Origin of the sequence: Amycolatopsis magusensis, assembly GCF_017875555.1 — a bacterium.
GTDB classification, from domain to species: Bacteria; Actinomycetota; Actinomycetes; order Mycobacteriales; family Pseudonocardiaceae; genus Amycolatopsis; species Amycolatopsis magusensis.
In genome coordinates this window covers 6733119-6757317 of sequence record NZ_JAGGMS010000001.1, presented here as the reverse complement: position 1 = coordinate 6757317, position 24199 = coordinate 6733119, and the positions used below count along the sequence as shown (strand labels likewise).

The 24199-nt window shown below is 71.2% G+C and carries 25 protein-coding genes; 13 read left to right on the top strand and 12 right to left on the bottom strand.

Annotated features, from left to right (window positions below):
• A complete protein-coding gene (locus tag JOM49_RS29975; protein WP_209667534.1) occupies positions 1–1095 on the top strand; it encodes an FAD-dependent monooxygenase in 1095 nt (364 codons plus the stop codon).
• Entirely contained in the window at positions 1092–2162 is a 1071-nt protein-coding gene (locus JOM49_RS29970) for a polyprenyl synthetase family protein (RefSeq protein ID WP_209667533.1), read from the top strand. The genes JOM49_RS29975 and JOM49_RS29970 overlap by 4 nt, the downstream gene beginning before the upstream one ends.
• 77 nt (positions 2163–2239) lie before the next feature.
• Here JOM49_RS29970 and JOM49_RS29965 read toward each other — a convergent pair whose 3' ends face one another.
• The 4 genes from JOM49_RS29965 to JOM49_RS29950 all read right to left on the bottom strand — a co-directional run bounded on the left by JOM49_RS29965 (position 2240) and on the right by JOM49_RS29950 (position 5304).
• Entirely contained in the window at positions 2240–3034 is a 795-nt protein-coding gene (locus JOM49_RS29965) for an SDR family oxidoreductase (RefSeq protein WP_209667532.1), read from the bottom strand.
• Positions 3031–3390, bottom strand: a complete 360-nt coding sequence (locus JOM49_RS29960) for an antibiotic biosynthesis monooxygenase family protein (RefSeq protein WP_308159074.1) — start codon at positions 3388–3390, stop codon at positions 3031–3033. The genes JOM49_RS29965 and JOM49_RS29960 overlap by 4 nt, the downstream gene beginning before the upstream one ends.
• A 221-nt stretch (positions 3391–3611) precedes the next feature.
• Positions 3612–4844, bottom strand: a complete 1233-nt coding sequence (locus JOM49_RS29955; RefSeq protein WP_209667530.1) for a cytochrome P450 family protein — start codon at positions 4842–4844, stop codon at positions 3612–3614.
• Between the two features lie 43 nt (positions 4845–4887).
• Entirely contained in the window at positions 4888–5304 is a 417-nt protein-coding gene (locus JOM49_RS29950; protein WP_209667529.1) for a nuclear transport factor 2 family protein, read from the bottom strand.
• Between the two features lie 159 nt (positions 5305–5463).
• On the opposite strand from JOM49_RS29950, the gene JOM49_RS29945 reads away from it, so the two are divergent.
• From JOM49_RS29945 to JOM49_RS29930, 4 genes are read left to right on the top strand one after another with little or no spacing between them, the layout of a single operon-like run.
• The gene (locus JOM49_RS29945) at positions 5464–6864 is read left to right on the top strand and encodes a cytochrome P450 (RefSeq protein ID WP_209667528.1); all 1401 of its coding nucleotides are present in this window, start codon (positions 5464–5466) and stop codon (positions 6862–6864) included.
• The gene (locus JOM49_RS29940) at positions 6861–7871 is read left to right on the top strand and encodes a terpene synthase family protein (protein WP_209667527.1); all 1011 of its coding nucleotides are present in this window, start codon (positions 6861–6863) and stop codon (positions 7869–7871) included. Before JOM49_RS29945 ends, JOM49_RS29940 begins: the two co-directional genes overlap by 4 nt.
• Positions 7868–8908, top strand: a complete 1041-nt coding sequence (locus tag JOM49_RS29935; RefSeq protein WP_209667526.1) for a polyprenyl synthetase family protein — start codon at positions 7868–7870, stop codon at positions 8906–8908. The genes JOM49_RS29940 and JOM49_RS29935 overlap by 4 nt, the downstream gene beginning before the upstream one ends.
• Before the next feature lie 25 nt (positions 8909–8933).
• Positions 8934–10211, top strand: a complete 1278-nt coding sequence (locus tag JOM49_RS29930; protein WP_209667525.1) for a nucleotide disphospho-sugar-binding domain-containing protein — start codon at positions 8934–8936, stop codon at positions 10209–10211.
• A 68-nt stretch (positions 10212–10279) separates the two neighbouring features.
• Here the strand turns inward: JOM49_RS29930 and JOM49_RS29925 are convergent, their stop codons facing one another.
• Positions 10280–13195, bottom strand: a complete 2916-nt coding sequence (locus JOM49_RS29925) for a CARDB domain-containing protein (protein WP_209667524.1) — start codon at positions 13193–13195, stop codon at positions 10280–10282.
• A gap of 280 nt (positions 13196–13475) precedes the next feature.
• On the opposite strand from JOM49_RS29925, the gene JOM49_RS29920 reads away from it, so the two are divergent.
• From JOM49_RS29920 to JOM49_RS29905, 4 genes are all read left to right on the top strand, one after another.
• Complete coding sequence (locus JOM49_RS29920; protein WP_209667523.1) at positions 13476–13658, top strand: antitoxin; 183 nt, start codon at positions 13476–13478, stop codon at positions 13656–13658.
• An 86-nt stretch (positions 13659–13744) separates the two neighbouring features.
• A complete protein-coding gene (locus tag JOM49_RS29915) occupies positions 13745–14095 on the top strand; it encodes a hypothetical protein (protein ID WP_209667522.1) in 351 nt (116 codons plus the stop codon).
• A gap of 149 nt (positions 14096–14244) precedes the next feature.
• Positions 14245–15675, top strand: a complete 1431-nt coding sequence (locus tag JOM49_RS29910) for a DHA2 family efflux MFS transporter permease subunit (RefSeq protein ID WP_209667521.1) — start codon at positions 14245–14247, stop codon at positions 15673–15675.
• A gap of 61 nt (positions 15676–15736) precedes the next feature.
• A complete protein-coding gene (locus tag JOM49_RS29905; protein WP_209667520.1) occupies positions 15737–16570 on the top strand; it encodes a hypothetical protein in 834 nt (277 codons plus the stop codon).
• Positions 16571–16591: 21 nt separating this feature from the next.
• Here JOM49_RS29905 and JOM49_RS29900 read toward each other — a convergent pair whose 3' ends face one another.
• From JOM49_RS29900 to JOM49_RS29880, 5 genes are all read right to left on the bottom strand, one after another.
• Positions 16592–17122: a hypothetical protein gene (locus JOM49_RS29900; protein ID WP_209667519.1), complete on the bottom strand. Its 531-nt coding sequence runs from the start codon at positions 17120–17122 to the stop codon at positions 16592–16594.
• A 16-nt stretch (positions 17123–17138) separates the two neighbouring features.
• Positions 17139–17672 carry a hypothetical protein gene (locus JOM49_RS29895; protein ID WP_209667518.1) on the bottom strand — a complete coding sequence of 178 codons (534 nt, stop codon included), beginning with the start codon at positions 17670–17672 and terminating at the stop codon, positions 17139–17141.
• Between the two features lie 101 nt (positions 17673–17773).
• On the bottom strand, positions 17774–18424 hold the full coding sequence (locus tag JOM49_RS29890) for a response regulator (protein WP_209667517.1): 651 nt from the start codon (positions 18422–18424) through the stop codon (positions 17774–17776).
• Positions 18424–19614: a sensor histidine kinase gene (locus JOM49_RS29885; protein ID WP_245369527.1), complete on the bottom strand. Its 1191-nt coding sequence runs from the start codon at positions 19612–19614 to the stop codon at positions 18424–18426. Before JOM49_RS29885 ends, JOM49_RS29890 begins: the two co-directional genes overlap by 1 nt.
• Before the next feature lie 24 nt (positions 19615–19638).
• The gene (locus JOM49_RS29880; RefSeq protein WP_209667516.1) at positions 19639–20085 is read right to left on the bottom strand and encodes a hypothetical protein; all 447 of its coding nucleotides are present in this window, start codon (positions 20083–20085) and stop codon (positions 19639–19641) included.
• Between the two features lie 260 nt (positions 20086–20345).
• Here JOM49_RS29880 and JOM49_RS29875 point away from each other — a divergent pair, with 260 nt between their 5' ends.
• Together JOM49_RS29875 and JOM49_RS29870 are read left to right on the top strand one after the other, a co-directional pair.
• A complete protein-coding gene (locus tag JOM49_RS29875) occupies positions 20346–20744 on the top strand; it encodes a sigma-70 family RNA polymerase sigma factor (RefSeq protein WP_372444230.1) in 399 nt (132 codons plus the stop codon).
• A gap of 2 nt (positions 20745–20746) precedes the next feature.
• Entirely contained in the window at positions 20747–21745 is a 999-nt protein-coding gene (locus JOM49_RS29870) for a hypothetical protein (RefSeq protein ID WP_209667515.1), read from the top strand.
• 9 nt (positions 21746–21754) lie between these two features.
• On the opposite strand, the gene JOM49_RS29865 is transcribed toward JOM49_RS29870, so the two are convergent.
• Entirely contained in the window at positions 21755–22630 is an 876-nt protein-coding gene (locus JOM49_RS29865; RefSeq protein WP_245369526.1) for a helix-turn-helix transcriptional regulator, read from the bottom strand.
• 127 nt (positions 22631–22757) lie between these two features.
• Here JOM49_RS29865 and JOM49_RS29860 point away from each other — a divergent pair, with 127 nt between their 5' ends.
• Entirely contained in the window at positions 22758–23477 is a 720-nt protein-coding gene (locus JOM49_RS29860) for a type 1 glutamine amidotransferase domain-containing protein (RefSeq protein ID WP_282768539.1), read from the top strand.
• 13 nt (positions 23478–23490) lie between these two features.
• On the opposite strand, the gene JOM49_RS29855 is transcribed toward JOM49_RS29860, so the two are convergent.
• A complete protein-coding gene (locus JOM49_RS29855; protein WP_209667513.1) occupies positions 23491–24180 on the bottom strand; it encodes a TetR/AcrR family transcriptional regulator in 690 nt (229 codons plus the stop codon).
• Between the last annotated feature and the right edge of the window lie 19 nt (positions 24181–24199).

The following is a 24199-nucleotide window of genomic DNA, read 5'->3' as shown; positions in this document are numbered from 1 at the left end:
GTGTTCAGGGGGGTGCTGGTGATCGGCGCCGGGCCGGTCGGGCTGCTGCTGGCCACGGAACTGCGCCGCGCCGGGGTCTCGGTGGCCGTGGTGGACCGCCTGGCCGAGCCCATGGCGGAATCCCGGGCGACCCAGCTGGACCCGCGCACGGTCGAGTTGCTGCGCGAACGTGGTTTCGGCGAGCTGCTGGCCGAAGCCGTGCCGGAACGCGGGGGTCACTTCGCCGGGCTGCCGCTGGCCGTGACCGGGTACCGGAAGGTACCGCAGTACCGGACCGAGGCGGCACTGGCCGAGCGGGCGGCCGAACTCGGCGTTTCCCTGCTGCGCGGCCAGGAACTGACCGGACTGGCCGAGGACGCGGACGGCGTGGTCGCGCGGTTCGGCACCTCCGAAATGCGTGCCGAGTACCTGGTCGGCTGCGACGGGCAGGACAGCACCGTGCGGCGGCTGGCCGGGTTCGAGGTGTCCGAGACGCCGCCGACCAGGGAGATCCTGCGTGCCGACGTGCTGGGCCTGCGGGTGCCCGACCGCCGGTTCGAACGGCATCCGCGCGGGGTGGCCGTGGCGGCCACGCGCGAAGGGAAGACCCGCCTGATGGTGCACGAGTTCGGTCTCCGTGGTGCGGCACCGGAATTCCGGGAGCTGGCCGAGAGCTGGTTCCGGGTCACCGGGGAGGACGTCTCGGGCGGGGATCCGGCGTGGGTGGACGCCTTCGACAACACCCGGGTGCTGGTTTCGCGGTATCGCCGGGGCCGGGTCCTGCTGGCCGGTGACGCCGCGCACCGGCACCTGCCGATCGGCGGCCGGTCGCTGAACACGGGCCTGCGGGACGCGGTGGACCTCGGCGCCAAGCTCGCCGCCACCGTGCACGGGGGCGCACCGCCCGGACTGCTCGACAGCTACCACGCCGAACGGCATCCGGTGGCCGTGCGCACGATGGAGCTGGTCACCGCCCAGGAGACGTTGTTGTTCGGCGGTCCGGAGGTGGAACCGGTGCGCGCGGTGTTCGCCGAACTGCTCGCACTACCGGCGGTCGCCGCGCACCTGGCCGGTGCGGTCGGCGGGTCGCCGAGCACGGGGGAGGAAGCAGCATGAGCACGGTGGCGCTGGGAACCGGGATCACCGAGGCCGGCCGGGACATCGCGCAACGGGTCGACGACCGGCTCCGCGAGGTGCTCACCCGCGACCGGGAACGGTACAGCCAGGTCGCGCCGCAGTCCCGCGACGTGGTGGACGCGTTGCTGACCGCGGTGCTGGGTGGCGGGAAGCGGCTGCGGCCGACGCTGGCGCACCTGGCGTTCACCGGCGCCGGGGGTTCAGCGGGGGACGAGCGGATCATCGAGGTCGGGGCCGCGCTGGAACTGCTGCACGCGGGCTGCCTGGTGCACGACGACGTGATGGACGATTCGCCGGTCCGGCGCGGCCTGCCCACCACGCACGCCGCCTTCGGGCAGCGGCACGCGCTCTCCGGGTACACCGGGGAGGAGCGGCGCTACGGCGAAGGGGTCGCCACCATCGTCGGTGACCTGGCGTTCTTCTACGCCATCGGGTTGCTGCGGGGTGCCGGCCCGGACGCGCAGCAGGTCTTCTTCGAGATGGCGGTCGACGCGGGGATCGGGCAGTACCTCGACCTGCTCGCCGCGGCGGGCCCGGCCGAAGCCGCGCCCGACCCGCTGGTGATCGCGCGGTACAAGACCGGGCGGTACACAGTGGAGGGTCCGCTGCGGCTGGGCGCGGCGTTGTGCGGGCGGCTGGCGGACCTCGATCCGGTGTTCACCGCCTTCGGCAGGCCCGCCGGACTCGCCTACCAGCTGCGCGACGACCTGATCGGCGCCTTCGGCGACCCGGCGTCGACCGGCAAACCCGTCGGGGACGACCTGCGGCAGGGCAAGCGGACCCTGCTGCTGGCCGTGGCCGGCCGCCGCGTCACCGACCCCGCCGCCCGCGACCTGCTCCGGCGCGCGGGGGACGGCGGCCTCGCCGAACACGAAGTCCCCCTGGTGCAACACCTGCTCGTCGACGTCGGCGCCCGGGCGGACGTGGAACACACGTGCCAGGCACTCGCCGAAGACGCCGTCGCCGCCCTGGCCACCGCGGACCTCCGGACCGGGGCGAAGGACACCCTCACCGACTTCGCCACCCGCGTCGCGATCCCCACCTGAGGAAGCCGGAGAGGACACAAATGTGGCTTTGGGGGCCGAATCCGCCCCCAAAGCCACATTCGTGACACCGGCCGGGTTCAGTCGATGGTGGTGCGTTCGCCGACCAGGGAGATCTGCTGGGCCAGCACGTCCATGCCGCCGTCCACGGTGAGCACCTGACCGGTGGCCGCGATCAGCGAACCGTCGGCGAAGGCGGCGATCACGCGGCCGACGTCCTCCGGTTCGAGCATGCGGTCCAGCACCGACCGCTCCTTCAGGTACTGCCGCAGTTCCGGGGTGTTCACCGTGGCACTGGCGTCGGTGCGCACGGCACCGGGGGCGATCGTGTTCACCGAGATGCCCGACCGGCCCGCGTGCCCGGCGACGTGCCTGCTGAAGGTGTTGAGCGCGGCCTTCGCCGCCGACTGCGCCACGCTGCCCGCCGCCGCGTCGGCGTCGATGCTGGAGACGTAGACGATCCGCCCGGACCGGCGCGGCCGCATCAGTTCGAGTGCGCGCTGCGTCAGGAAGAACACCCCGGCCAGTTCGCTGTTCACCTTGCCGGAGAAGGTTTCCCAGGTGAGTTCGTCGAGCTGCGCGAACGGCGGGTGCGCGGTGTTCGCGTTGCACACCAGCACATCGAGCCGGTCGCGGGTGTCCCGGATGTGCGCCACCATCCCGGCCACCGCGGAACCGTCGCATACGTCGGCCTGGAACGGCTCGGCCGAGCCGCCCGCCGCCTCGATGGCGGTCACCACGTCCTTCGCCGAGGCCTCGTCGCGCAGGTAGTTGACCACCACGTGGTGCCCGCGCTCGCCGAGGATGCGCGCGGTCGCCGCGCCGATGCCGCGGCCGGCGCCACTGACCAGCGCGACCTTCCGCTCCCCGGTCACAGTTCGTCACCCGGCCGGACGTCGAGGCCGACCCGGTAGACCACCGGCCGCGGGGTCACGTGCAGCCCGGGATCGTCGATCATCCGCCTGATCGAGGCCCGCCATTCCGGATTCGCCCGCGCGGCGTCGAAATCGCGGCCGCTGCGCCATTCGGCGACGTTGACGAAACCGATTTCGGCGTTCTCGGTCAGCGAGTGGTACATCCGCGCACGCAGGAATCCCGGCTGCCGGGCCATCACCCTGGCGTTGTCCTTCCAGCGCTCGAGGAACAGCTCGGATTCCCCCGGTGGCACGGTGAACGCGTTGATCAGGGTCACCGGTTCGTCCACTTCGGAGTTGGTCAGATCCACCTGCACGGTCAAGGAAAGGCTCCTCGCTGGAAATGGTTTCGGGCATGATCGGCGTGGCGACCGTAACACCGGGCGGCGAGGGCGGACCGCGAGTTCACCGCAGCCTGACAATCATTTGTGCTCGTTTTCAACCGGGCTTGCCGAGGTCTGGGTCCTCGCCGATGATCGAGGCCGGTGGTCCCCCGCGTGCGGAGGAAGGGTGTCGCACGCGGGGGACCACTTCGCCGTCAGGGGCGCAGGGTGACCGGCAGGGACTGCAGCACGCGCACGGTCGGCATGACCCGCCAGTGGAGCTGGTCGGCGGGCACCGCGAGCCGGATGTCGCCGCACTGTTCGAGCAGCACGGCGAAGGCGATCTGCGCCTCCATCCGCGCCAGCGGGGCACCGAGGCAGTAGTGGATGCCGCGGGCGAACACCAGGTGCGGGCCGACCTTGCGCCGCACGTCGAACACGTCGGGATCGGTGAACCGCCGCGGGTCGCGGTGGGCGGCGAGGATCGAGCCCATCACCACGTCACCGCGCCGGATCCGCGCACCGCCGAGGGTGAAGTCCTCGGTGGCGAACCGGATCAGGCTCGACGCGAGCGTGGTGTCGTACCGCAGTATCTCCTCGACCGCGCCGGGGATCAGCTCCGGCTCGGCCCGCAGCAAGGCGAGCTGGTCCGGGTGCTTCAGCAGGGTCAGCAGCCCGCCGGCGATCAGGCTCGACACCGTGTTGAACCCGCCGACGAGCAGCATCAGCGTCATCGCGGCCAGTTCCGTGGCGTCGAGGCGGTCGTCGCCGCGACCCTCGGCGATGAAGGCGCTGAGCAGGTCGTCACCTGCCCTCGCCTGCTTTTCGGCCACCAGTTCGGCGATGTACCCGGAAAGCCACGCCATCGCGCCGGGGACCAGTTCCGCCTCGGCCGGGTCGCTGGAAAGCAGCAGGTAGGTGCTGCGCGCGAACTGCCCGCTGTCGGTGATCGGCACCCCGATCAGGCGCATGATCATCTCGATGGTCAGCGGCAGCGACAGGTCCGGCAGGATGTCGGCCCGCCCGCGTGCGGTGGCCTCGCCGACCAGCCGCTCGGCGATGGCCAGCGCCTGCGGGCGCAGCCGCTCGACCTGCCGTGGGGTGAACGCGCCCTGCGCGACCCGGCGCAACCGGGTGTGCTCGGGCGGGTCGACCACGGCGAGGCACTGCCCGAGCCCCATCGCCTCGGCCGCGGCCACCCACGGCACCGCACGCACGTGGTCGGGAGCGTTCGCGGTGTTCATCGACAGCCGCGGCTCGGCGTACATCGCCTGCAGGTCCTCGTACCGGGTGACCAGCCACCCCGGCACGCCGTGGTGCACCACGCGCCGGACGCCGTCCTCCTCGCGCACCCCGGCCAGCACCGGATAGGGGTTGTCGATGAATTCCTGACCCAATAGATCCAGATCCAGTATCTCGCTTTCCCGCGGACTGCTTTCCACGGTCATGGCGCCACCTCCTGTGCTCGCGTCCTGTACGCAGTTGCCCGATTCACGCGGCGATGACGCCGATTTGCTGCAACAACGTGAATACGTCGTAGTAGTCGGTGTGACGAACGATTAGTCCATCCGGGTCGATGTCGAGCACGCTGATCGCGCGCAAATCGATCCGGCTGCCGCGGACCGCGGTCGGCGGCAGGTGCGGGAAATTCCCCGAAAGCACGCCGCGCCCGGTCCAGGTCACCACCACCCCGGTTTCGGTCGGCAGCACGCGGTCCACGTCCAGCCGGCTTTCCGGGCTGGCCGCGTCCCAGTCGGTGAAGAAGCGCGCCAGTTCGGGGCGGCTGTGGAAAGTCCGGTGCAGCGCGACGTCCTCAAAGATCAAATCCTCGGTGTAGCAGGAGACGTAGGCGTCCACGTCGCGGTTGTTGAATGCGGTGGCCCAGCGCTCGACAAGCTCGATGGTCATGGGGGAACTCCTCGGATTCGAAGGTGAGCCCACAATCGCCCAGCGCGCCGCGGCCGGACAACATCAAAAACGCGAACCGCAAGATTGAAGAATTGCGTCGTCGCCGGGAAAAGTACTGTTCGCCCTGTCCGAACCGAGACCGGATAGGGGCTGGGGCAGATGACGGAACAAGTGGTCGGCGAAAGCCGCCCGCGCACCGCGAAGATCGATTCGGCGCGGCCGGTGCCGCGGCCGGTCCTGCGCGACGAACTGCGCAGCACCTTCGCGATGCGCAGCGACCAGGTCGGCTTCCTGAACCAGATGATCGACCGGTACGGCGACATCGTGCAGATCCGGGTGCTCGGCATCAAGATGGCGATGCTGAACCACCCGGACTACTTCGAGCACGTGCTCGTGCGCAACCACGAGAACTACAACAAGGACACCTTCCTCTTCCGCGCGATCGCGCCGATCCTGCGCGGCGGGCTGATCGGCAACGTCGGCGGGGAACCGTGGCGCCACCAGCGCCGGACCATGCAGCCCTCGTTCCACCGCCCGCAGGTGGCCGGGTTCGCGCTCAACATGACCGACGAGACCGCGCAGATGCTGGACCGCTGGGACCACCAGTACCAGCCGTCGGACGTGGTCAACGTGAGCACCGAGCTGGGCCAGCTGGCCATGCGCATCGTGTTCCGCTCGCTGTTCGGGGCGAAGGTCGGCGCCCGCGGCAAGGCGATCGAGGACATGTTCTTCGAGGCCAACCAGATCGCCTGCGCGTTCTTCCGGTTCCCGCTGATCCCGCTGACCTGGCCGACCCCGTCGCACCGCAGGCTGGCGGAGATCATCCGCACGATGGACGGGTTCGTCGCCGACATCATCGCCGACCGGGTGCGCAGCGGCGAGCAGCACGACGACCTGCTCGACGCGATGCTGCACGCCGTCGACGACGTGACCGGCACCGGGCTGTCCGAGCAGCAGCTGCACCGCGAGGTGCTCAACCTGATCATCGGCGGCTACGAGACCACCAGCAACTCCGTGTCCTGGCTGATGCACACCGTCGGCACGCACCCGGAGGTGCAGCGGCGGCTCATCGAGGAGGTCGACACCGTCCTCAATGGACGCGCACCCACCTTCGAGGACGTGCTGAACCTCAAGTACACCAGGATGATCGTCGACGAGACGCTGCGGCTGTACACCCCGGCGTGGCAGACCATGCGGTCCTCGATCGAGGAGGACGTGATCGGCGGCTTCCACATCCCGGCGCGCTCCGACCTCTACCTCAACATCTACGCCCTGCACCGGCACCCGGAGTTCTGGCCGAACCCCGAGGCGTTCGACCCGGACCGCTTCACCCCCGAGGAGATCGCCAAGCGCCCCAAGCAGGCCTACATCCCGTTCGGCAGCGGGCCGCGCATCTGCATCGGCAAGCACTTCGCGCTGACCGAGCTGGTGATCATCCTCGCGATGATCGCGCAGCGCTACGAGGTGGTGATCCCGCCGGGCTGCGCCAACGTCCAGCCCGAGCCGCTGATCACCCTGCACCCCAAGGGCGGGGTGCACGTGCGGATGGTGCGGCGATGAGCGGCGGCCCGGTCACCGCGATGGTCGAGGCGTTCGGCGCCATCGACCCGGAACTGAACCCGCACGCCGACGCCGCGACCGCGCACCTGGACCGGTGGGTGGCCGAGCGCGGGCTGATCGGGCGGACCGAGGCCAGGGAGCGGTTCGACCGGGCCGCCTTCGGCTGGTTCGCCGCGGTCACCTACCCGACCGCGGGCGAGCGCGACCTCGGCCTGGTCGCGGACTGGTTCGCCTGGTTGTTCCTGCTCGACGACCAGCTCGACGACGGCCTGCTCGGGCGCGACCCCGAGCGCACGTACGAGTTCCTCGGTGCCCTCTTCGACGTGCTCGACGGCAAGGGCGCCGACCCTGCCGGCCCGTCGATCGTCACCTCGCTGGCCGACCTGTGGGAGCGCACCACCGAGACGGCGAGCGCGGCCTGGCGCCGCCGGTTCGTCGAGCACGTGGTCGCCGGTGGGCTGGCGGCGGGCTGGGAGTCGGCGAACCGGGTGAGCGGCACGATCCCCGGTGAGGCCGAGTACGTGGAGAAGCGGCGGCACACCGGCGCGATCTACGTCTGCTTCGACCTGATCGAGATCGCCGAGCACCTCGACGTCCCGGCCGCGGTGTACGACAGCGAGCCGTTCGCCGAAGCGGTGCGGGCGGCCTGCGACGTGGTGGGCTGGACGAACGACCTGTACTCCCTGGACAAGGAGACCGCGCTGGGGGAGTACCACAACCTCGTCACCGTGGTGCAGCACGCGCGGGGCATCAGCCAGACCGACGCGATCGGCGTGGTCGCCGGGTTGATCACCCAGCGGCTCGACGAATACCTCGCCGCCGAGCCGATGCTGTGCGAGAGGTACGGGGAGTCGGGGATCGAGCCGTACCTGGCCGGTCTGCGGTCGTGGATGCGCGGCAACCTGGACTGGTCGGCGAGCACCCGCCGCTACCGCGAGGCCGCGCAGGACACGCCGAACCCGGCCCGCTACCTCGAATCCGCGTTGATCGATCGGAGTGCGGCATGAGCGCCCCGGCGTACAGCCGCCCGGCACCGGAAAGCAACCAGGGCGTGCTGCTCGCGCGCCGGCTGCTGCCCCCGGTGCTGCGCGAGTGGGTGGAGCGCCTCGGCGGGGAACTGGCCACGGTCTGCGGGTACCAGCTCGGGTTGTGCGACGACCGGGGCAAGCCGACCGGCGGGGTGGGCGGCAAGCTGCTGCGCCCGGCGTTCACCCTGCTGTGCGGGGCGGCCACCGGCGCCCGGCCCGCCGACGTGGTGCCCGCCGGGGCCGCGATCGAGTTGCTGCACAACGCTTCCCTGATCCACGACGACATCATGGACGGCGACCGCGAACGACGGCACCGGCCGACCGTGTGGGCGCGGTTCGGTGAGGCCACCGCGATCCTGGCGGGCGACGCGCTGATCGCACTGGGCTTCGAGGTGCTCGCCGCCCAGCGCCACGCCGCGACCGCCCGCTCGGTGGAGGTGCTGGCGAAGACCCTGCGGCTGCTGGCACGCGGGCAGGAACTGGATCTGCGGTTCGAGTCCGAGGCCAGGGTGAGCGTGGACGAGTGCCTGACCATGATGACCGGCAAGACCGGCGTGCTGCTCGGCTGCGCCTGCCGCCTCGGCGCCGCCCACTCGGGCGCGCCGGCGGAGTGGGCCGTGCGGTTCGAGCGGTTCGGCGTGCACCTGGGCGTGGCCTTCCAGTTGGCCGACGACCTGCTGGGCATCTGGGGCGATCCGGCGGTGACCGGCAAGCCGGTCGGCGCGGACCTGCTGGCGCGGAAGAAAAGCGCGCCCGTGGCCGCCGCGCTTTCGGCGGGCACCACGGGTTCGGCCCGCATCGCCGCGCTCTACGCCCGGCCCGGTCAGCTCACCGGCGCCGAAGTCGATCAGCTGACCGAGCTGATCGAGGAAGCCGGTGGCCGCGACTGGACCATCGCCGAGGCCGACCGCCAGGTGTCCGCCGCGTGGGACCTGATCGACGGCCTCGACCTCGACGGCCCCGCCCGGTCCAGCCTGGCGACACTGACCGGCACGCTGCTGAACCGCGACCACTGAAACCCGCTCGCTGGAAGGGAATCCGATGCGGATCCTCATCGTGACCAACGTCTTCCGCTCGCACCTGCTGGCGCAGACGGCGCTGGGCTGGGCGTTGCGCACCGCCGGGCACGAGGTGCTCCTCGCCGGTCCGCCGGACCTCGCCCAGGACATGGCGAGCACCGGGCTGCCGGGGGTGACGATCGGCGGGGAGCTGCGGATCGACGAGAAGATGGCCGCGGCCGGGCCGCACTACGCCCAGCTGCCGCCCGCGGACCCACGCGGGCAGCGGACCGGGCGCTCGGTCCAGACCGACTTCGGCTGGGGCGACCCGCACGCCGAGTTCGCCGACTTCATCGGCGGCACGCGTGCGGCGATGTTCCCCGACGACGCGGTCGAGGACCTGGTGGACCTGGCCCTGCGGTGGCGCCCGGACCTGGTGATCACCGACCCGACCTGCTTCCCGGCCATGGTCGCGGCCCGGGTCGCCGGTGCCGCCTGCGCGCGGCAGTTGTTCGCCGTGGACCGGATCGGGCAGGTGCGGGAGGCCTGCCGGAACCAGCCGGGCCCGGCCGATCCGTTGCGGGAGTGGCTGGAGCCGGTGCTCGCGCGTCACGGGTTCGGCTTCGACGAGTCGATCGCGGTGGGGCAGTGGACGATCTCCCCGCTGCCCGCCTGGATCCCGCACTACCCGGGGGTCCACTACGTCCCGATGCGCCGGATCCCGTTCAACGGGCCGTCGCTGGTGCCGGACTGGGTGCTCGACCCGCCCGCCCGGCGCCGGGTGTGCCTGACGCTGGGCCTCGCGCACCGCCAAGCCGCGGTCGACGGGACCGCCCCGGTCGCGGAACTGCTGGACGCGGTGGCCGAGCTGGACGCCGAGGTGATCGCCACGTTCGACGCCGAGCAACTCGGGTCGGCGAAGGTGCCGGACAACGTGCGCGCGGTCGACTTCGTGCCGCTGAACGCGTTGCTGCCGAGTTGCTCGGCGCTCGTCCACGAGGGCGGCAGCGGTGCCTTCGCGGGCGCGCTGGAGCACGGTGTGCCGCAGGTCATCGTGCCGCAGGACTTCACCGTGGAGAAGTGGCTGGGCCCGCTGTCCATCGCCCAGGGCGTCGAAGCCCACGGTGCCGGGGTCTACGCGGCCAACGCCGGGAAGCTGACCGCGGAGATCCTGCGGCAGAGCCTGAAACTGGTGCTGGAAGACCCGTCCTACGCGGCGAACGCCGCCCGGCTGCGCACCGAGGTCCGCGCGATGCCCACCCCGAACGACCTCGTCCCCGTACTGGAAAAGTTGACCGAGGCCCACCGTCCGAGCAGCTGACGCGACACAAATGTGGCTTTGGGGGCATATTCGGCCCCCAAAGCCACATTTGTGTCCTCCGGGGGCGGCTATTGGTTGATCACGAAGGACGAGCCTGGTTCCTTGACGATGTCCCCGGTCGTCGAGTTGGTGATGGTCACGCCGGACAGGGTCGCGCTGCCGCGGGCGCCGGCGTGGGCGAGGATACCCGCGCCGTTGTTCGACCGGTCGATCCGGACGTTGGTGATCGTCACCCCCGGCATGGCGCCGCCGCCGGTCTTGAACTGGATGCCGTCGTAGGTCGAGTCGTGGATCTCCGTGTCGCGGATGGTCACCCCGAGGATGTCCGGCCCCTGCGCGAACAGGGTGATCGCGCCGAACTCCTGCGCCTCGCCCCAGAAAACCCCGCCACAGCGGTAGAGCGCGTTGTTCGCCAGCAGGGTCTGCCCGGAGAACGGCAGCGGGTCGTGGTCGGTGGCGAGCATGATGCCGGGGTAGTTGGCGGTGTCGTAAATCAGGTTGTTCTCGGCCTTGTTCCCGTAACCGCCGTAGATGGCGATCCCGTTGGCACGCCAGGGAAGCTGGATGGTGTTGTTGACAAAGTGGTTGTCGTGCGCCACATCGGTGGCCTGGTCCTTGACGTACTTGTTGGCCCACACCGCGAGCGAGTCGTCACCGGTGGTGCGGAACGAGGAGTTGAACACCCGCGAGTTGCGCGTGCCGTTGGTGAAGTTGATGCCGTCGGCGTAGGTGTCGCGGATGCGCATGCCGCTGAACTCCAGGCCGTCGGCCGGACCCCACAGCTCGGGGATGTTGGAGTAGTCGCGCCCGACCCAGACGCCGACGTTGGCGTGCTCGATCCAGACGTTCGAGATCTTGGTGCCGGTGCCGAAGCGGCCGTTGAGCCCGACCCCGCCCTCGGCGCCGTCGGGCCCGCCGCGGATCCGGCCGGAGCCGAAGATGGCGATGTCCGAGATCTGCGTGTTGCCGTCGATGTCGAACCCGAAGTTGCCCTCGTGCGGGTGGTTGATGCCGCCGACGGCCTTGTGTGGTTCCGTGGTGGTGTAGAGCTGCGAATGCCACATCCCGGCGCCGCGGATGGTGACGTTGCTGATGCCCACCTGGTTGTACTGCCCGCGGTCGAGCGGGTCGTCGGTGAGGATCTTCTTCTCCTGCCGCCACTGCCCGGCCGGGATCCACACACAGCCGATGGCGCCGTTCTGGTCGGCGGTCACCGCCGCCTGGATGGCCGCGGTGTCGTCGTTGCCGTCGCCGGGCACCGCGCCGTACTGGGTGATCGAGGTGCACTCGGCCGGTTTGGCGCTGGCCGGCGCGACCTGCTCCAGGTCGACCAGGTCGATGATGTAGAACGCGGCGGTGTCCCCGGAGTCGCGCTGAAGCCGGAACTTGGTGCCCGCCGGGTAGGTCGACGGCAGCAGAGCGCTGGCCTCGTCGAAGAGCCTGCGTGCGTCGGCCTGCGGGGTGTTGGTGAGCGCCTCGGGGCCGTCGGTGTTGCCGTAGAGCCAGCTGTGCTTCGACGACAGGTTCAGCTTCTGCACGAAAGTGCCGTCGGCGTAGAGGCTGATCGTGGCGTCGATGCCCCCGCCGCCGGGCGCGTCCGGGATGGAATTGCGCACCACGATGGAGTTCGTGGCGTTGACCGAGGTGAACTCCACGAACTGGCCCTGGCTGTTCAGCCGGACCGACCTGCGCCCGGAGGATTCGGTGGCGAAGTTGGTGTGCCCGAACGTCCGCAGTGGATCGGCTTCGAGCAGCGTGCCCTGGTAGGTGCCCGCCTCGGCTTCGTATTCGACGTACGGCACGGCGGCCCCGCGCCCGACGACGATCGCCTGCCCGAAGCTGTTGTTGGTCTCGTTGGTTTCGGCGATCAGCCCGGTGGCGTCGGCGGTCGCGGTGATGGTGGCCCCGCCGCCGGTCGCGGTCCACGAGCCGCTGGTGGTCACGGTGGCCGTGGCGCCCGCCGCGAGTTGCGGGGTGGCGGTGTCCAGCGTGGTGCCGCCGACGCCGACCCGGGTGACGGTGCCCGCGGGAACCGCGGTGGTCCCGCGGTTGCGGACCGCCACGGCGAACTTGACCGGCGTGCCCGCGGCCGGGTTCGACGGGTTGGCGGTGACGCCGAGGACCTGCAGGTCCGGCCCGGGTGCCTGGCCGACGACCAGCGGCGAGGCGGCGGTGAAGGTGTTGTTGCCGTCGTCCCGCTCGGCGACCGCGTTGGCCGGGTCGACCACCGCGGTGGCCGGGTAGCTGCCCATCGCCCGCTTGCCCGCGTCCACGGTCACCGTGGCCGAAGCACCCGCGGCGAGCGCGCCCACCGGGGCACTGCCCGCGATCGCGCCGCCGAGGCTGAAGTTGACCGTGGTCGCCGCCGCGGGCGCGCTCCCGGTGTTGCGCACCGTCGCGGACAGGGTGACCGCGTCGGTCTCCGAAGGACTGGCGGGCGTCCAGGTCAGCGCGCTGACGGTCAGGTCGGGGTTCGGCGCCGGGGTGCCGAAGACCTGCACCTCACCGATCTGCCCGCCGGGCGCGCCGGTGTTGCCGGAGAACGCGAGCCGCAGGTCGGCGGCCCGGCCGCTGACCGGGATGGTCACCGAGTTCTGGTTCGACGACGGGCTGAAGGCGTAGTCGGCGCGCGGCCGGAGCGAGGTGAAGCCGGTGCCGGACTGGTCGCGGCCGAGCACCTCGATGCTCTGCGTCCTCGGCCCCCAGATCGGGTCGGGGTTGAGCTTGACCACGACCGAGGAGAGGTCGGCGTTCGCGCCGAGCTTCGTGGTCAGCGTGGCGGGGAAACCGGCGGACTCCCAGTAGCTGCCGATGTTGCCGTCGGTGGCGTTCGGGCCGACGAACGAGAAGACCGACGACGAGGCTTCGACCGGTTTCCCGGCGGCGAGATCGGTGTCCGCCGGCGCGGACCGGGCGGTGGCCGGCAGGCCGGTGGCGATCAGGCAGGCGGCGAGGAAGCCGCCGGCGAGCTTTGTCCGGTGCATGGGGACCTCTGTTCGGTGGGTGACTCGGTGGGGGACAGAGCCAGCAGCCGCCCCAGCTCCGGGAGCTCCACTTCCCGGTTATTTCATGATCTTGTTGTGTTTTTGCGAGGCAGCAGTCAAATGTTTCAGGACGGTGACGCTTTCGTCAACACCCGGTCCCTCGGGTGCCGGTTCACGCCTTCAGGGGGAGTCGGTGCCGTCCCGGTTTGGGTCCGCACCCGCCGCGGCAACTCTGGGCGAGCGGCTGGACACGCCCAGCCACCTGCTCGAGGAGTGGATGATGAGTTTGTTCGACAAGGCCAAAGACGCCATCAGCAAGAACCCGGACCAGGCCGAGAAGGGCGTCGACAAGGCCGCCGACGCGGCCAAGTCTAAGTTCGGCGACCACGCCGACAAGGTCGACCAGGCCTCGGACAAGGCGAAGGACTACCTGCGCAAGGACGGCAGGCCCGAGGGCGCCTGAAGTCCCGCGTTTTCCGCTTCACCCCGCCGCGGCCGTGGTTAGCATGGCTCATGGTTTCCCGCAGCCGTCCGGTACGAGCACGGCTCTTGTGGCCGCGGCGGGGCCTGGTCCTGGCGGGCCTGCTCATCGCGATCTGGGCGGTGACGCGGGTGGTGCTGCAACTGACCGGACACGAGGACCTGGTCGTGGCCGAGAGCGACCGGCACGGCTACGTGGCGGTCTTCTCGCTGGTGCTGGTGCCGTTCCTGCTGGTCGCGGTGGTGACGCTGGCGGCGGACACCGTCGAACTGTGGCGCCACGGCCGCTCGCGGCGCGTCGGCTCCGGGGTGGCGCTGCTGTTGTCCTCGCCGCTGGCCGGGGGACTGGCCCTCGTCGCCGCCGTGCTCGGCGCATCACTCATCGCGACGGCTCTCGTCGCGCGTTCCCGGGGTGCCTGACCGCGCGCCAGTCCACTGTGGATAGCGGCGGGGTACCCCGGTAATTCCCTGGACCGGCCCCGCGGAGTCGACGTATACACTGATCAGGCTGGCCGCATCGTGGCGTTCTGGCTTCGGCGTATCCCGACTCCCTGCGAGGTGCTTTTCCCATGCCCGGCCCCACGACCGCCACGGTCGAACGCGACACCGTCGCGCCCGCGCGGTCCGGTCTGCTGATCAGCGTGATGGTCATCGCCGCATTCGTGATGATCCTGAACGAGACGATCCTGAGCGTCGCCCTGCGCGACCTGACCGTCGACCTCGGCGTCTCCACCACCACCGTGCAGTGGCTGACCAGCGGCTTCCTGCTGACCATGGCGGTGGTCATCCCGACCACGGGCTTCCTGCTCGAACGCTTCACCCCGCGCCAGGTGCTGCTGGCCTCGCTGAGCCTGTTCAGCGCGGGCACGCTGCTCAGCGGGCTGGCGCCCGGGTTCGAGGTGCTGCTGGCCGGGCGGGTGGTCCAGGCCTGCGGCACGGCGATGATGCTGCCGCTGCTGATGACCTCGGTGATGCGCCTGGTGCCGCCGGAACGCCGGGGCGCGACCATGGGCACGATCACCATCGTCATCGCCGTGGCCCCGGCGATCGGGCCGACCGTCGGCGGCGCGGTGCTGTCCGCGCTGGACTGGCGGTGGATGTTCTGGATCGTGCTGCCGCTGGCGGTGGCGGCGCTGGTCATCGGGGCGATCTGGTTCCGCCTCGACGGTGAGCCGCGCAAGGTGCCGCTGGACGTGGCGTCGGTGCTGCTGTCCGCGGTCGGCTTCGGCGGCGTGCTCTACGGGCTGGCCTCGTTCGGCGAGGGCGGCGGGGAGCACCCGGTGCCGCCGTGGCTCCCGATCGTCGTGGGCGTGGTCGCGCTGGTGGTGTTCACCTGGCGCCAGACGCGGCTGCAGCGCGAGGACCGGGCGCTGCTCGACCTGCGCCCGTTCACCCACCGCAGTTTCGTGGTGGCGCTCACGCTCACCGCGCTGCTGTTCGTGTGCCTGATCGGCGTCGCCTCGATCATGCTGCCGCTCTACCTGCAGACCGTGTTGCACACCAGCACCTTCGTCAGCGGACTGGCCGTGCTGCCCGGCGGGCTGGTGCTCGGGCTGCTGGGCCGCCCGGTCGGGGCGCTGTTCGACCGCTTCGGCGCGCGGCCGCTGGTGATCCCGGGCGCCGCGGCGATGGCGGCGGCGCTGTGGCTGTTCGCCACCCTCGGGCCGGGCGCGCCACTGGGCGCGGTCATCGCCATCAACGTGCTGCTGATGGGCGGGCTCGGGTTCATGATGACCCCGCTGATGGCCGAGTCGCTCGGCGTGCTGCCCGATCACCTGCATTCCCACGGCAGCGCCATCCTCGCCACGCTGCAACAGGTCGCGGGGGCGTTCGGCACGGCGGTCTTCGTCAGCGTGGCCACGCTCGGCAGCACCGGCTCGGGCACCGGCCCGGACGCCGCCGGCCTGCGCACCGCCTTCCTCGTGGCCGGGGTGGTCGGGGTGCTGGCGCTGATCACCTCGCTGTTCGTCCGCCGGGCCCCCGGCGCGGCCAAGGCGTAAGGCCGCCCGACTCCACGCGGCGGCCGGGATTGTGCCCCCTCACCCGGCCTAGGGTGACGGGGTGCGCGTCCTCCGTGGTTTCGTCGCTGCCTGCGCCGCTTTGCTGCTCGTCACCGGTGAAGCGTCGGCAGGCCCCGCTGTCCGGGCGTGGAACCCGCCGGGCCACCTCGTCCAGCCGCTCGGCGAGGTGTGGCAGCACGTCGAGAGCACGTATCCCGATCTGCACGGGTTCCGCAACTACGGCTGGGACCAGATCATGGCCAACGGCGGCTACGTCAACTACTGCGTGCGCTGGGATTCGACGGCACCGGTGTCCGCGGCGCTGCGGGACCGGATCCACGCCTCGCTGTCGCGGCAGTTCACCAAGTGGATGGCGGCCTTGCTGGACAACGGGCAGGGCTGGGAGTCCTGGCCGTACCAGAGCGTGCCGGTCAAGGCTGTCGGCTGGGCGGTGCGCGACCGCTCGACCCTGCAGTGGACGGACAACTCCGTAGACGTCTACGTCAACGACATCAACGAGAACGCGCCCCAGTGCGCTGCGGACTGCGGCCGGTTCTTCCACCAGGACGGCGACTATTCGCGCTGTCCCGGCGGTGCGGCCCGGCACTACGACATGTCGCTCTGGCTCACCGCCGGCATGGGCGGTGGCGCCGGTGGCGACTGGGGACAGCGCGTGGGCAGCGAGTACTTCGCCGCCAACCTCGACAGCGAGAACATCCACATCTACCTGCACGAGGTGGGCCACACCTTCGGCTTGGACGACTTCTACGACTGGACCCCGTCCGGCGTCTGCTGCTTCCTGATGAAAGCGGGCAGCGCCGGCGAGATCACCGAGTTCGACAAGTGGATGTTCCGCGACTGGTGGCGCCACCTCAAACCCCGTTACGGCCTCTAGCACTCCAGGCCGGAACTCCGGTCAGTACTGGGAGAGGTGGAGCGAAGAGGTCGCGTCGTTGAATCCCGGCAGCGCTTCCCAGCCGGAGATTTCGGTGCCAAGACTCCTCAGCCGGTAGGTGCCACCGCCCGGGTCACGTCCGACCCAGTTGTACAACGTCACGTCGTTGCACCATGAATGGGTGATGAGTGACGAAGTCGCGTTCTCCATTTCGAAGCCGACCGAGTTGATGCCGTAGCCACTTTGGTCACAGGGCCCGTCCTGCCCGAAGAACATCTCCCAGTGACCTTTGTAGTCATTGTCCGTATACAGAGTGACGAGGACGTTTTCGGCACTCGCCGCGCTCGTGGCAATGGCGGGGTCGTTACCGCACTGGCGAGAAACAACTTCGGATGCCGTCTCGCCCGGCTTGAGCTTCTTGAGCGTGGTCACGCAGTATTCGCCCGTCGCGGCATCGGGCTGTGGCGCGGCTGAGGCGCTGCCCGAGCCGATCAGGCCGGCGATGCTGACCAGTCCGGCGACGATGGCCGCCCTTTTGTTGCTGTTGTCCATCAGGAAAACCACCGGATCATCGTTGGAAGATGTTGAAGGAGGCCGTGCGATCATTGAACTGCGGCAGCGAATTCCAGCGGCCGGCCTGCCAGCCGGGCTGGGAAATGTAAGCCGAGCCCGCCGAAGGGTCCCGGTAGGAGTTCTGGAACAGGGTGAGGCTGTTGCACCAGTTGTCGGTCAGGATGGAGGACGCCTTGTGGTGCATGGCGGCGCCGACCCAGTCGATGCCGTAGCCGGAGGCGTCACAAGGGCCGTCCTCGCCCTGGTAGATCGACCAGTTGCCGCCCAGGTTGTCGTGTTCGTGCAGGAAGGCAAGGGCGATACCGGAACTCTTGGCCATTTCGAGAGTGGCCGGATCGTCGCTGCACCTTCGGGAGGTGACTTTGGAGGTGGCCTCGCCCGGCTGGAGTTTCTTGAGCGTGGTCACGCAGTATTTGCCCGTCGCGGCATCGGGCTGTGGCGCGGCTGAGGCGCTGCCCGAGCCGATCAGGCCGGCGATGCTGACCAGTCCGGCGACGATGGCCGCTCTTTTCTTGTGTCCAGTTTTCACGAGAGGACGATCGCATCGGGTGCGATTTGCTGTCGAGCCTCTTCAGGACAGCCTGAAGGGGCGTCCCACACCGCCCGGGGCGGCAGATGCCGCAGGCCGTCTCAGCGGAGCAGGCCGCGCTGCCACGCCCAGATGGCGACTTCGGTGCGATTGCGGACTTCGAGCTTGCCCTGCGCGCTCGCCAGGTGCGTTTTCACCGTGGACAGCGAAATGCCGAGGTCGTCGGCGATCTCGGCGTTGGTCCGGCCGCGGGCGACCGCGAGCACCACGTCGGATTCGCGGGCGGTCAGCGGGGTCGGTACCGGCTGGGCCCGGCGCCGCACGGTTTCGGTGAACCGGGCCAGCAGGCGCACGGTCACCGCCGGGGAGACCATCGCCTCGCCGTTGGCCGCCGAGCGCACCGCCTCCACCAGCAACCGGGGACCGGCGTCCTTGAGCAGGAACCCGCAGGCACCGCCGAGCAGGGCGGCGTAGACGTTCTCGTCGGCGTCGTAGGTGGTCACCACGACCACTCGCAGCGGGTCCGCCACCCCGGGACCCGCCAGTTGCCCGGTGGCCCGCAGTCCGTCCACTTTGGGCATCCGGATGTCCATCAGCGTGACGTCGGGCCGCAGGCGCCGCGCCAGGCGGACCGCGGCCTCGCCGTCGGCGGCTTCGGCGATCACCTCGATGTCCGGCGCGGCGTCCAGCACCAGCCGGAAACCGGTGCGCACCAGTGTCTGGTCGTCGGCGACGAGTACCCGGATGGTCATCAGATCCCCAAGGAGAGCGAGCTGAACGGCAGTTCCTCGGCGCCGAGGGGCAGGCGCGCGGTGACGAGCCAGCGCCGGTCCGGTTCCGCTCCGGCGGTCAGGCTGCCCCCGAGCATGGTGATCCGCTCGGTCATGCCGATGATGCCGAAGCCGCCGGGAGAAGGGCCGGGCGAGGCGGGCACGCCGTTGTTGCGCACTTCGAGCACGAGCTCGTCGGCTTCGGTGCGCGCGGACACGGAAACTTCGGTGGCGTCCGGGGCGTGCCTGCGGACGTTGGTCAGCGCTTCGAGCACCACGCGGTGCACGGTCGCCGCCAGCTGTGGCGGGATTTCGAGCTGGTCCAGTTCTTCGGCGATGTCCACGCGGACGCTCCCGGCGGCGGCGCGCACGGCGTCACCGAGGCCCGTGCCCGGGGGCGGCGGGACGTGTTCGGTATCGCGCAACATGCCGACGAGGCGCCGCGCCGCGGTCAGCGCTTCACCGCCCGCCTCCTCGATCTCCCGGTACACCTCGGCGTGGTCCTGCCCGCCGGGGCCGGCTTCGGTGATCGCGCGAGCGGCCTGCACCCGCACCACGATCCCGCTGACGTGGTGCGACACCAGGTCGTGCAGTTCCCTGGCCAGCTGGAGGCGTTCGTGGGCGCGGACCCGGTCCAGCACCGCGCGCTGGCGGCCGTCGGCGTCGCGCAGGATCAGCCCGACGCCGAGGCACCCGCCCCAGTAGGCCGCGGCCGCCACCGCGAGCAGCGCTTCGGTGGTGTCGAAGCCGTAGCGCAGCAGGGGAGCGGCGATCATCACCACGCCCAGCGCGAGCGTCAGCGCGACCGCGTGCATCGGGGCGAGCCGGCGGCAGGCGGCGGCGGTGAGCACCCCGGCGGCCACGGTCTCGGTGAGCATCGGCTGGGCGCCGCCCGGCCCGGCGAGCACCGCGACGACCGTGCTGATCGCCGAGAGCGCGGCGACGGTGCCGCCGAGCACCCCGACGTGGCGGGGGAACCGCCGCCGCAGCACGCCCAGCACCGCCATCGCCGAACCCGCCGGCGCCAGGATTCCGGCCAGCGCCCCGGTCCAGCCGCTGTCGGGACCGGGGAACCGCAGCGCCAGCACGAAATCGGCGGCCGTGGCCGCGACCAGCGCGGCGATCTCGGTGACGAGCACACCCCGCCGGGCCGCGGTTCCCGCTCTGCGCATGACGGGCATCATCCAGCAGCGGGCTCAGCCCGCACGCCCAGCCCCGGCGATGTAGGCGTTGGACGGCGGCAGGTAGCTCAGCACCACCGCGATCACGGCCACCCCGCAGCTCAGATAGCCCGCCCACGATGTCTCGCCGGTGAGCAGCGACGCGGCCTGCAGCAGGGTGAGCACGGTGAGCGCCACCCGCGCCCAGTTGCGGCCCGCCTTCAGCTTGAACGACAACCACAGGTAGCCGATGACCAGCACCGCGACCACGGCGAGCGCGAAACCCTGCGCCAGCAGCACGGCCTGGTCGAGCCGTTCGCCGTTCAGCGTGGGATCGGCGTCCTGCAGGGTCGTCGCGAGTTCCTCCCGCGCGCCCAGGATCAGCAGGCCGCTGGCGATCGCGGTGACGGTGGAGACCAGGAAGCCGAAGAACGCCAGGACAACGGTGATCGGCGGGGTCGCCCGCCTCGTTTCGGTAGTCATGCCGGGAATCTAGGACGGCCGGGCGGGCCACCGCAGGGCGAGGACGCCAGGACTCGTACTTTCGGCCGAGGGACGCGTGCAACCTTTCCGGCGGCCGGGCGCATCAAGGGGGTGTTGGGCGGAGAACGAGCGGAAGTGAGGTGGCGCCGATGGGCGCGGCGCCGGTGGACACGGGGTTCACCGAATTCGTCAGTACACGGGTGCCCTGGTTGCGCAAGGTCGCCTACCTGCTCTGCGGGGACTAGCACCGGGCCGACGACCTGGTCCAGACCGCGATCACCCGGCTGTACACGCACTGGCACCGCGCGGCCAGGGCCGACAACCTGGACGGCTACGCGCGCCGGACGCTGGTCAACGCCTTCCTGGCCGAGCAGCGGACGTCGTGGCGACGGCTGGTCGACCTGCGGGGCACCGACCGCGAACAGCCCGTGCCGGACACGGACCGGGAGGCCGCGCTGGACCTGCGGGCCGCGCTGGACCGGCTGCCACCGCGTCAGCGGGCGACCGTGGTGCTGCGGTACTACGCCGATCTGCCGGTGGCGGAGGTGGCCAGGATCCTGGGCTGTTCCGACGGGACGGTCAAGAGCCAGACCGCGAGAGCCGTCGACGCGTTGCGCCTGCTGCTGCCCGCCGAGCCGATCGCCACCCCGGAGGGATGACCATGAGCGAGCACGAACTCAAGCTGAAGCTGATCGAACTCGCCGAGGTGCCCGCGCCGCCGATCACGGTCGACGTCGAGCGCGCGCGGCGTGACGGCAAGCGGCGCCGCCGGGTGCGCACCTACGCGGTGATCGCCGGGTGTGTCACGGCCGTGGTCGCCGGCGGGGTGGTCGCGGTGTCGGTACCCGGTGGGCCCACCCCCGAGCACCGGGTCGCCGGACCGGCACCGGCACCGGCGCTCCCGCCGGTCGACCCGGCGGTGCACCCGCTGGTGGCCAAGGCGGATTTCGGCTGGCTGCCGGACGGGATCTTCGGGGTGGAGTACCGCGTGGGCGAGTACGGCACGTCCTCCCTCGCCATCGGGCGCGGGGAGAACCCGGCGATGATCTGGCTGACCGTGCACGACCAGGAACCGCCGCTGGACCGCACCAGGCAGATCGGGCCGGGCGCGACCCGGGTGCCGGTGCGGATCGCGGGCCGCGACGGGTACTGGGTGAGCCGCAGCGCCGCGGACCCCCTCAACGGCGGGGACAGCTACCTGCGCTGGCCGGTCGGGGACGGCCGCTGGCTCGAGGTGCACGCCTACTACCTCGACGTGCGGGACCCGGAGCAGGCGCTGCTGCGGGTGGCCGAAGGGGTGACGGTGGGGGAGCGGCCGGTGGCGGTGCCGATCCGCATCAGCGCGCTGCCGGAGAACTTCAAGCTCGCGGACGGGGCGCTGGTGCGGCGCCCGGACCGCGGTGGCGGCCCGTGGGAGCTGGACCTGCGGTACTCGGTGCACGGCGCGAACGTCCACCTCAAGGTGACCACGATCGGCGGGCGCCCGCCCAAAGCGGAGGACCCGGTCTGCACCGAGGACAAGGGGCTCGTCGCGTGCGTCACCGTCGACCGCCCGGTGGCCGCCGATCTCGGCGCGATCGGCGGCGCGGAGGGCCTGCTGGACCGGCTGACCCTGCTCGGGCCCGACGAGAGCGCTTGGAGCACCAAGATGATCGGCTGACCACCCCGGTCACCGCGCGGGCCGGGTGCCCTCACTGTCCACATCGGACGCCGTCCAGCTGGCGAGCAGGTCCAGGGCCCGCCGGGACGGGGAACCGGCTTCGGTGGTGTAGACGAACAGGGTGGTGTCGGGATCTCCGGGCGGGGTCAGGGTCTCGTAGTCGACGGTCAGCTCCCCGACGACGGGGTGGCGCAGCCGTTTGGCCCCGTGGGTGCGCTGGTGGACCCGGTGTTCTTCCCACCACCGCCGGAATTCGGGGCTGCGCTCGCCCAGCTCGGCGATCAGTTCGGCGGTGGCGCGGTCGCCGGGGTCGCGGCCCGCCTCGAACCGGAGGCTCTCGACCGCGGCCCTGGCCTGGTCCGGCCAGTCGGCGAACAGCGACCGGGCGTCCTCGTCGAGGAACATCCAGCGCGCGTAGTTGCGCTGGGTCGCCGGCAGCCGGTCGAAGTCGGTGAACAGCGCCTTCGCCACCCGGTTCGAGGCCAGGACGTCGGTGCGGCGGCCCAGGATGAGCGCGGGCTCGCCGTCGAGGGCGTCGAGGAGCTGGTAGAGCCCGGGACGCACGCGCTGCACCCCCCGGGCTCCCCGCCGGGCCGGTGCCGCCGCCAGGCCGATGAGGTCCTCCAGGTGGGCGCGGCCCGCGTCGTCGAGCCCGAGTGCCCGGCCGATCGCCTGCACCACGGCGGCGGAAGGCATGATGCGCCGTCCCTGCTCGAGCCGGGCGTAGTAGTCGGTGGACACCCCGGCCAGCCGCGCGACCTCCTCCCGGCGCAGGCCGGGCACGCGGCGCACCCGGCCGTCCGGTGGCAGTCCCGCCCGTTCCGGGTCGACCTGGGCACGTGCCCGCCGCAGGAAGTCGGCGAGTTCCCGGTTGGTGTCGGCCATGGCGGCCATTGTCCCCGAACCCGGCCACCGGAACCTGGACCTCCGAGTCCTAGGTTGCCGCGTCCGAGGTCGCGCAGGGCGCGAGATGAGCCTCCGCGGAGGCTTCCGGAGGACCACGCTGGACCTCGTGGAACACTCCGGAAAGGACAACTCCGTGCGCAAGATCCTGATCGTCATGTCCGCCGCCGACACCTGGGAGCGGACCGACGGCTCCGCCTACCCGACCGGGTACTGGGCCGAGGAACTCGCCGCCCCGCACCAGAAGTTCGTCGAGGCCGGGTTCACCGTCGACTTCGCCGCACCCGGCGGCGTGCGGCAGCCGCTCGACCGGCACAGCGCCGACCCGGCGGTCGCCGGAGCGGACTGCGGCCGGTACGTCGAGCACGCCGAGAAGGCGCTGCGGGAGTTCGGGCCGCTGCTCAAGCTCGGCGAGGTCGACATCGACGACTACGCCGCGGTGGTGCTGCCCGGCGGCCACGGCCCGGTGGTCGACCTCCACCAGGACGCCGACCTCGGCCGCCTGCTCACCGCGGCGGACGCGGCGGGCAAGCCCATCGGCGCCGTCTGCCACGGCCCGGCGGCGCTGCTGTCCGCTGTGGACTCCGAGGGCCGCTGGCTGTTCGCCGGGCGGGAGATGGCGGCGTTCACCGACGAGGAGGAGCGCTTGTTCGGCACCGCGGAAGGCGCGCCCTGGCTGCTCGCCAGCCGCCTGCGGGAGTGGGGTGCGAAGCACTCCGGTGGACCGGCCTACCAGCCGTTCACCCTGCGCGACGGGAACCTGTTCACCGGCCAGAACCCCGCGTCGAGCGCGCCGATGGCCGAGGCCATGGTGGCCGCGCTCGGCTGAGCGTCCCGGCCGGTCAGCCGAGTATCTCGCTGACCGGCCGGTCCGGGTCCAGCTCGACCCCGGAGGCCCGCAGGTTGCTGTCGAGGATCGCCCAGGTCGAGCGGGTGAGGAACTCGGTGAACTCGGTGGTGCTCAGGGTGGCCCGCTTGTCGGCGAGCCAGCGGTTGACCGCCGCGTCGACGAACCCGACGATGCCGAAGGCGATCGACGCGGCGAGGCCGGGGTCCTTCCCGGCCGGGGTGAGCGCGGCGGCGAACAGCTCGGCGGCCTGGTGGGCGATCGCCGCCTTGGTGCCGACGACCACGCCCGAGCCGCCGCCTGCCGGGCGCGCCCCGGTGCCGAGGAAGGCGTGCAGCCGGGGGTGCCGCTCGATCCAGCCGAGGTAGGTGGTGACCGCGCGGCGGATCGCCTGGGTGGCGGTGCCGTCCGGGCGCAGGGTGGGCGCGAGTTCGGTCATCAGCGACTCGACGATCCGGGTGCGGATCTGCTCGTCGAGGTCCGCGCGGTCCTTGAAGTGGCGGTAGACCACCGAGCGCGGCACGCCCACCTCTTCGGCGATCTGCTTGACCCCGACACCGGGTCCCTCCCGCTCGATCGCGCCGACCGCGGCGTCCAGCACCGCCAGCCTGCGCTGCGCCTTGTGCGCGTCCCAGCGGGTCGAGCGCCCGTCGACCCCGTCCGGGGTGTTCGCGGATTCGAGCATCTCCGGAGCGTACTTCTCG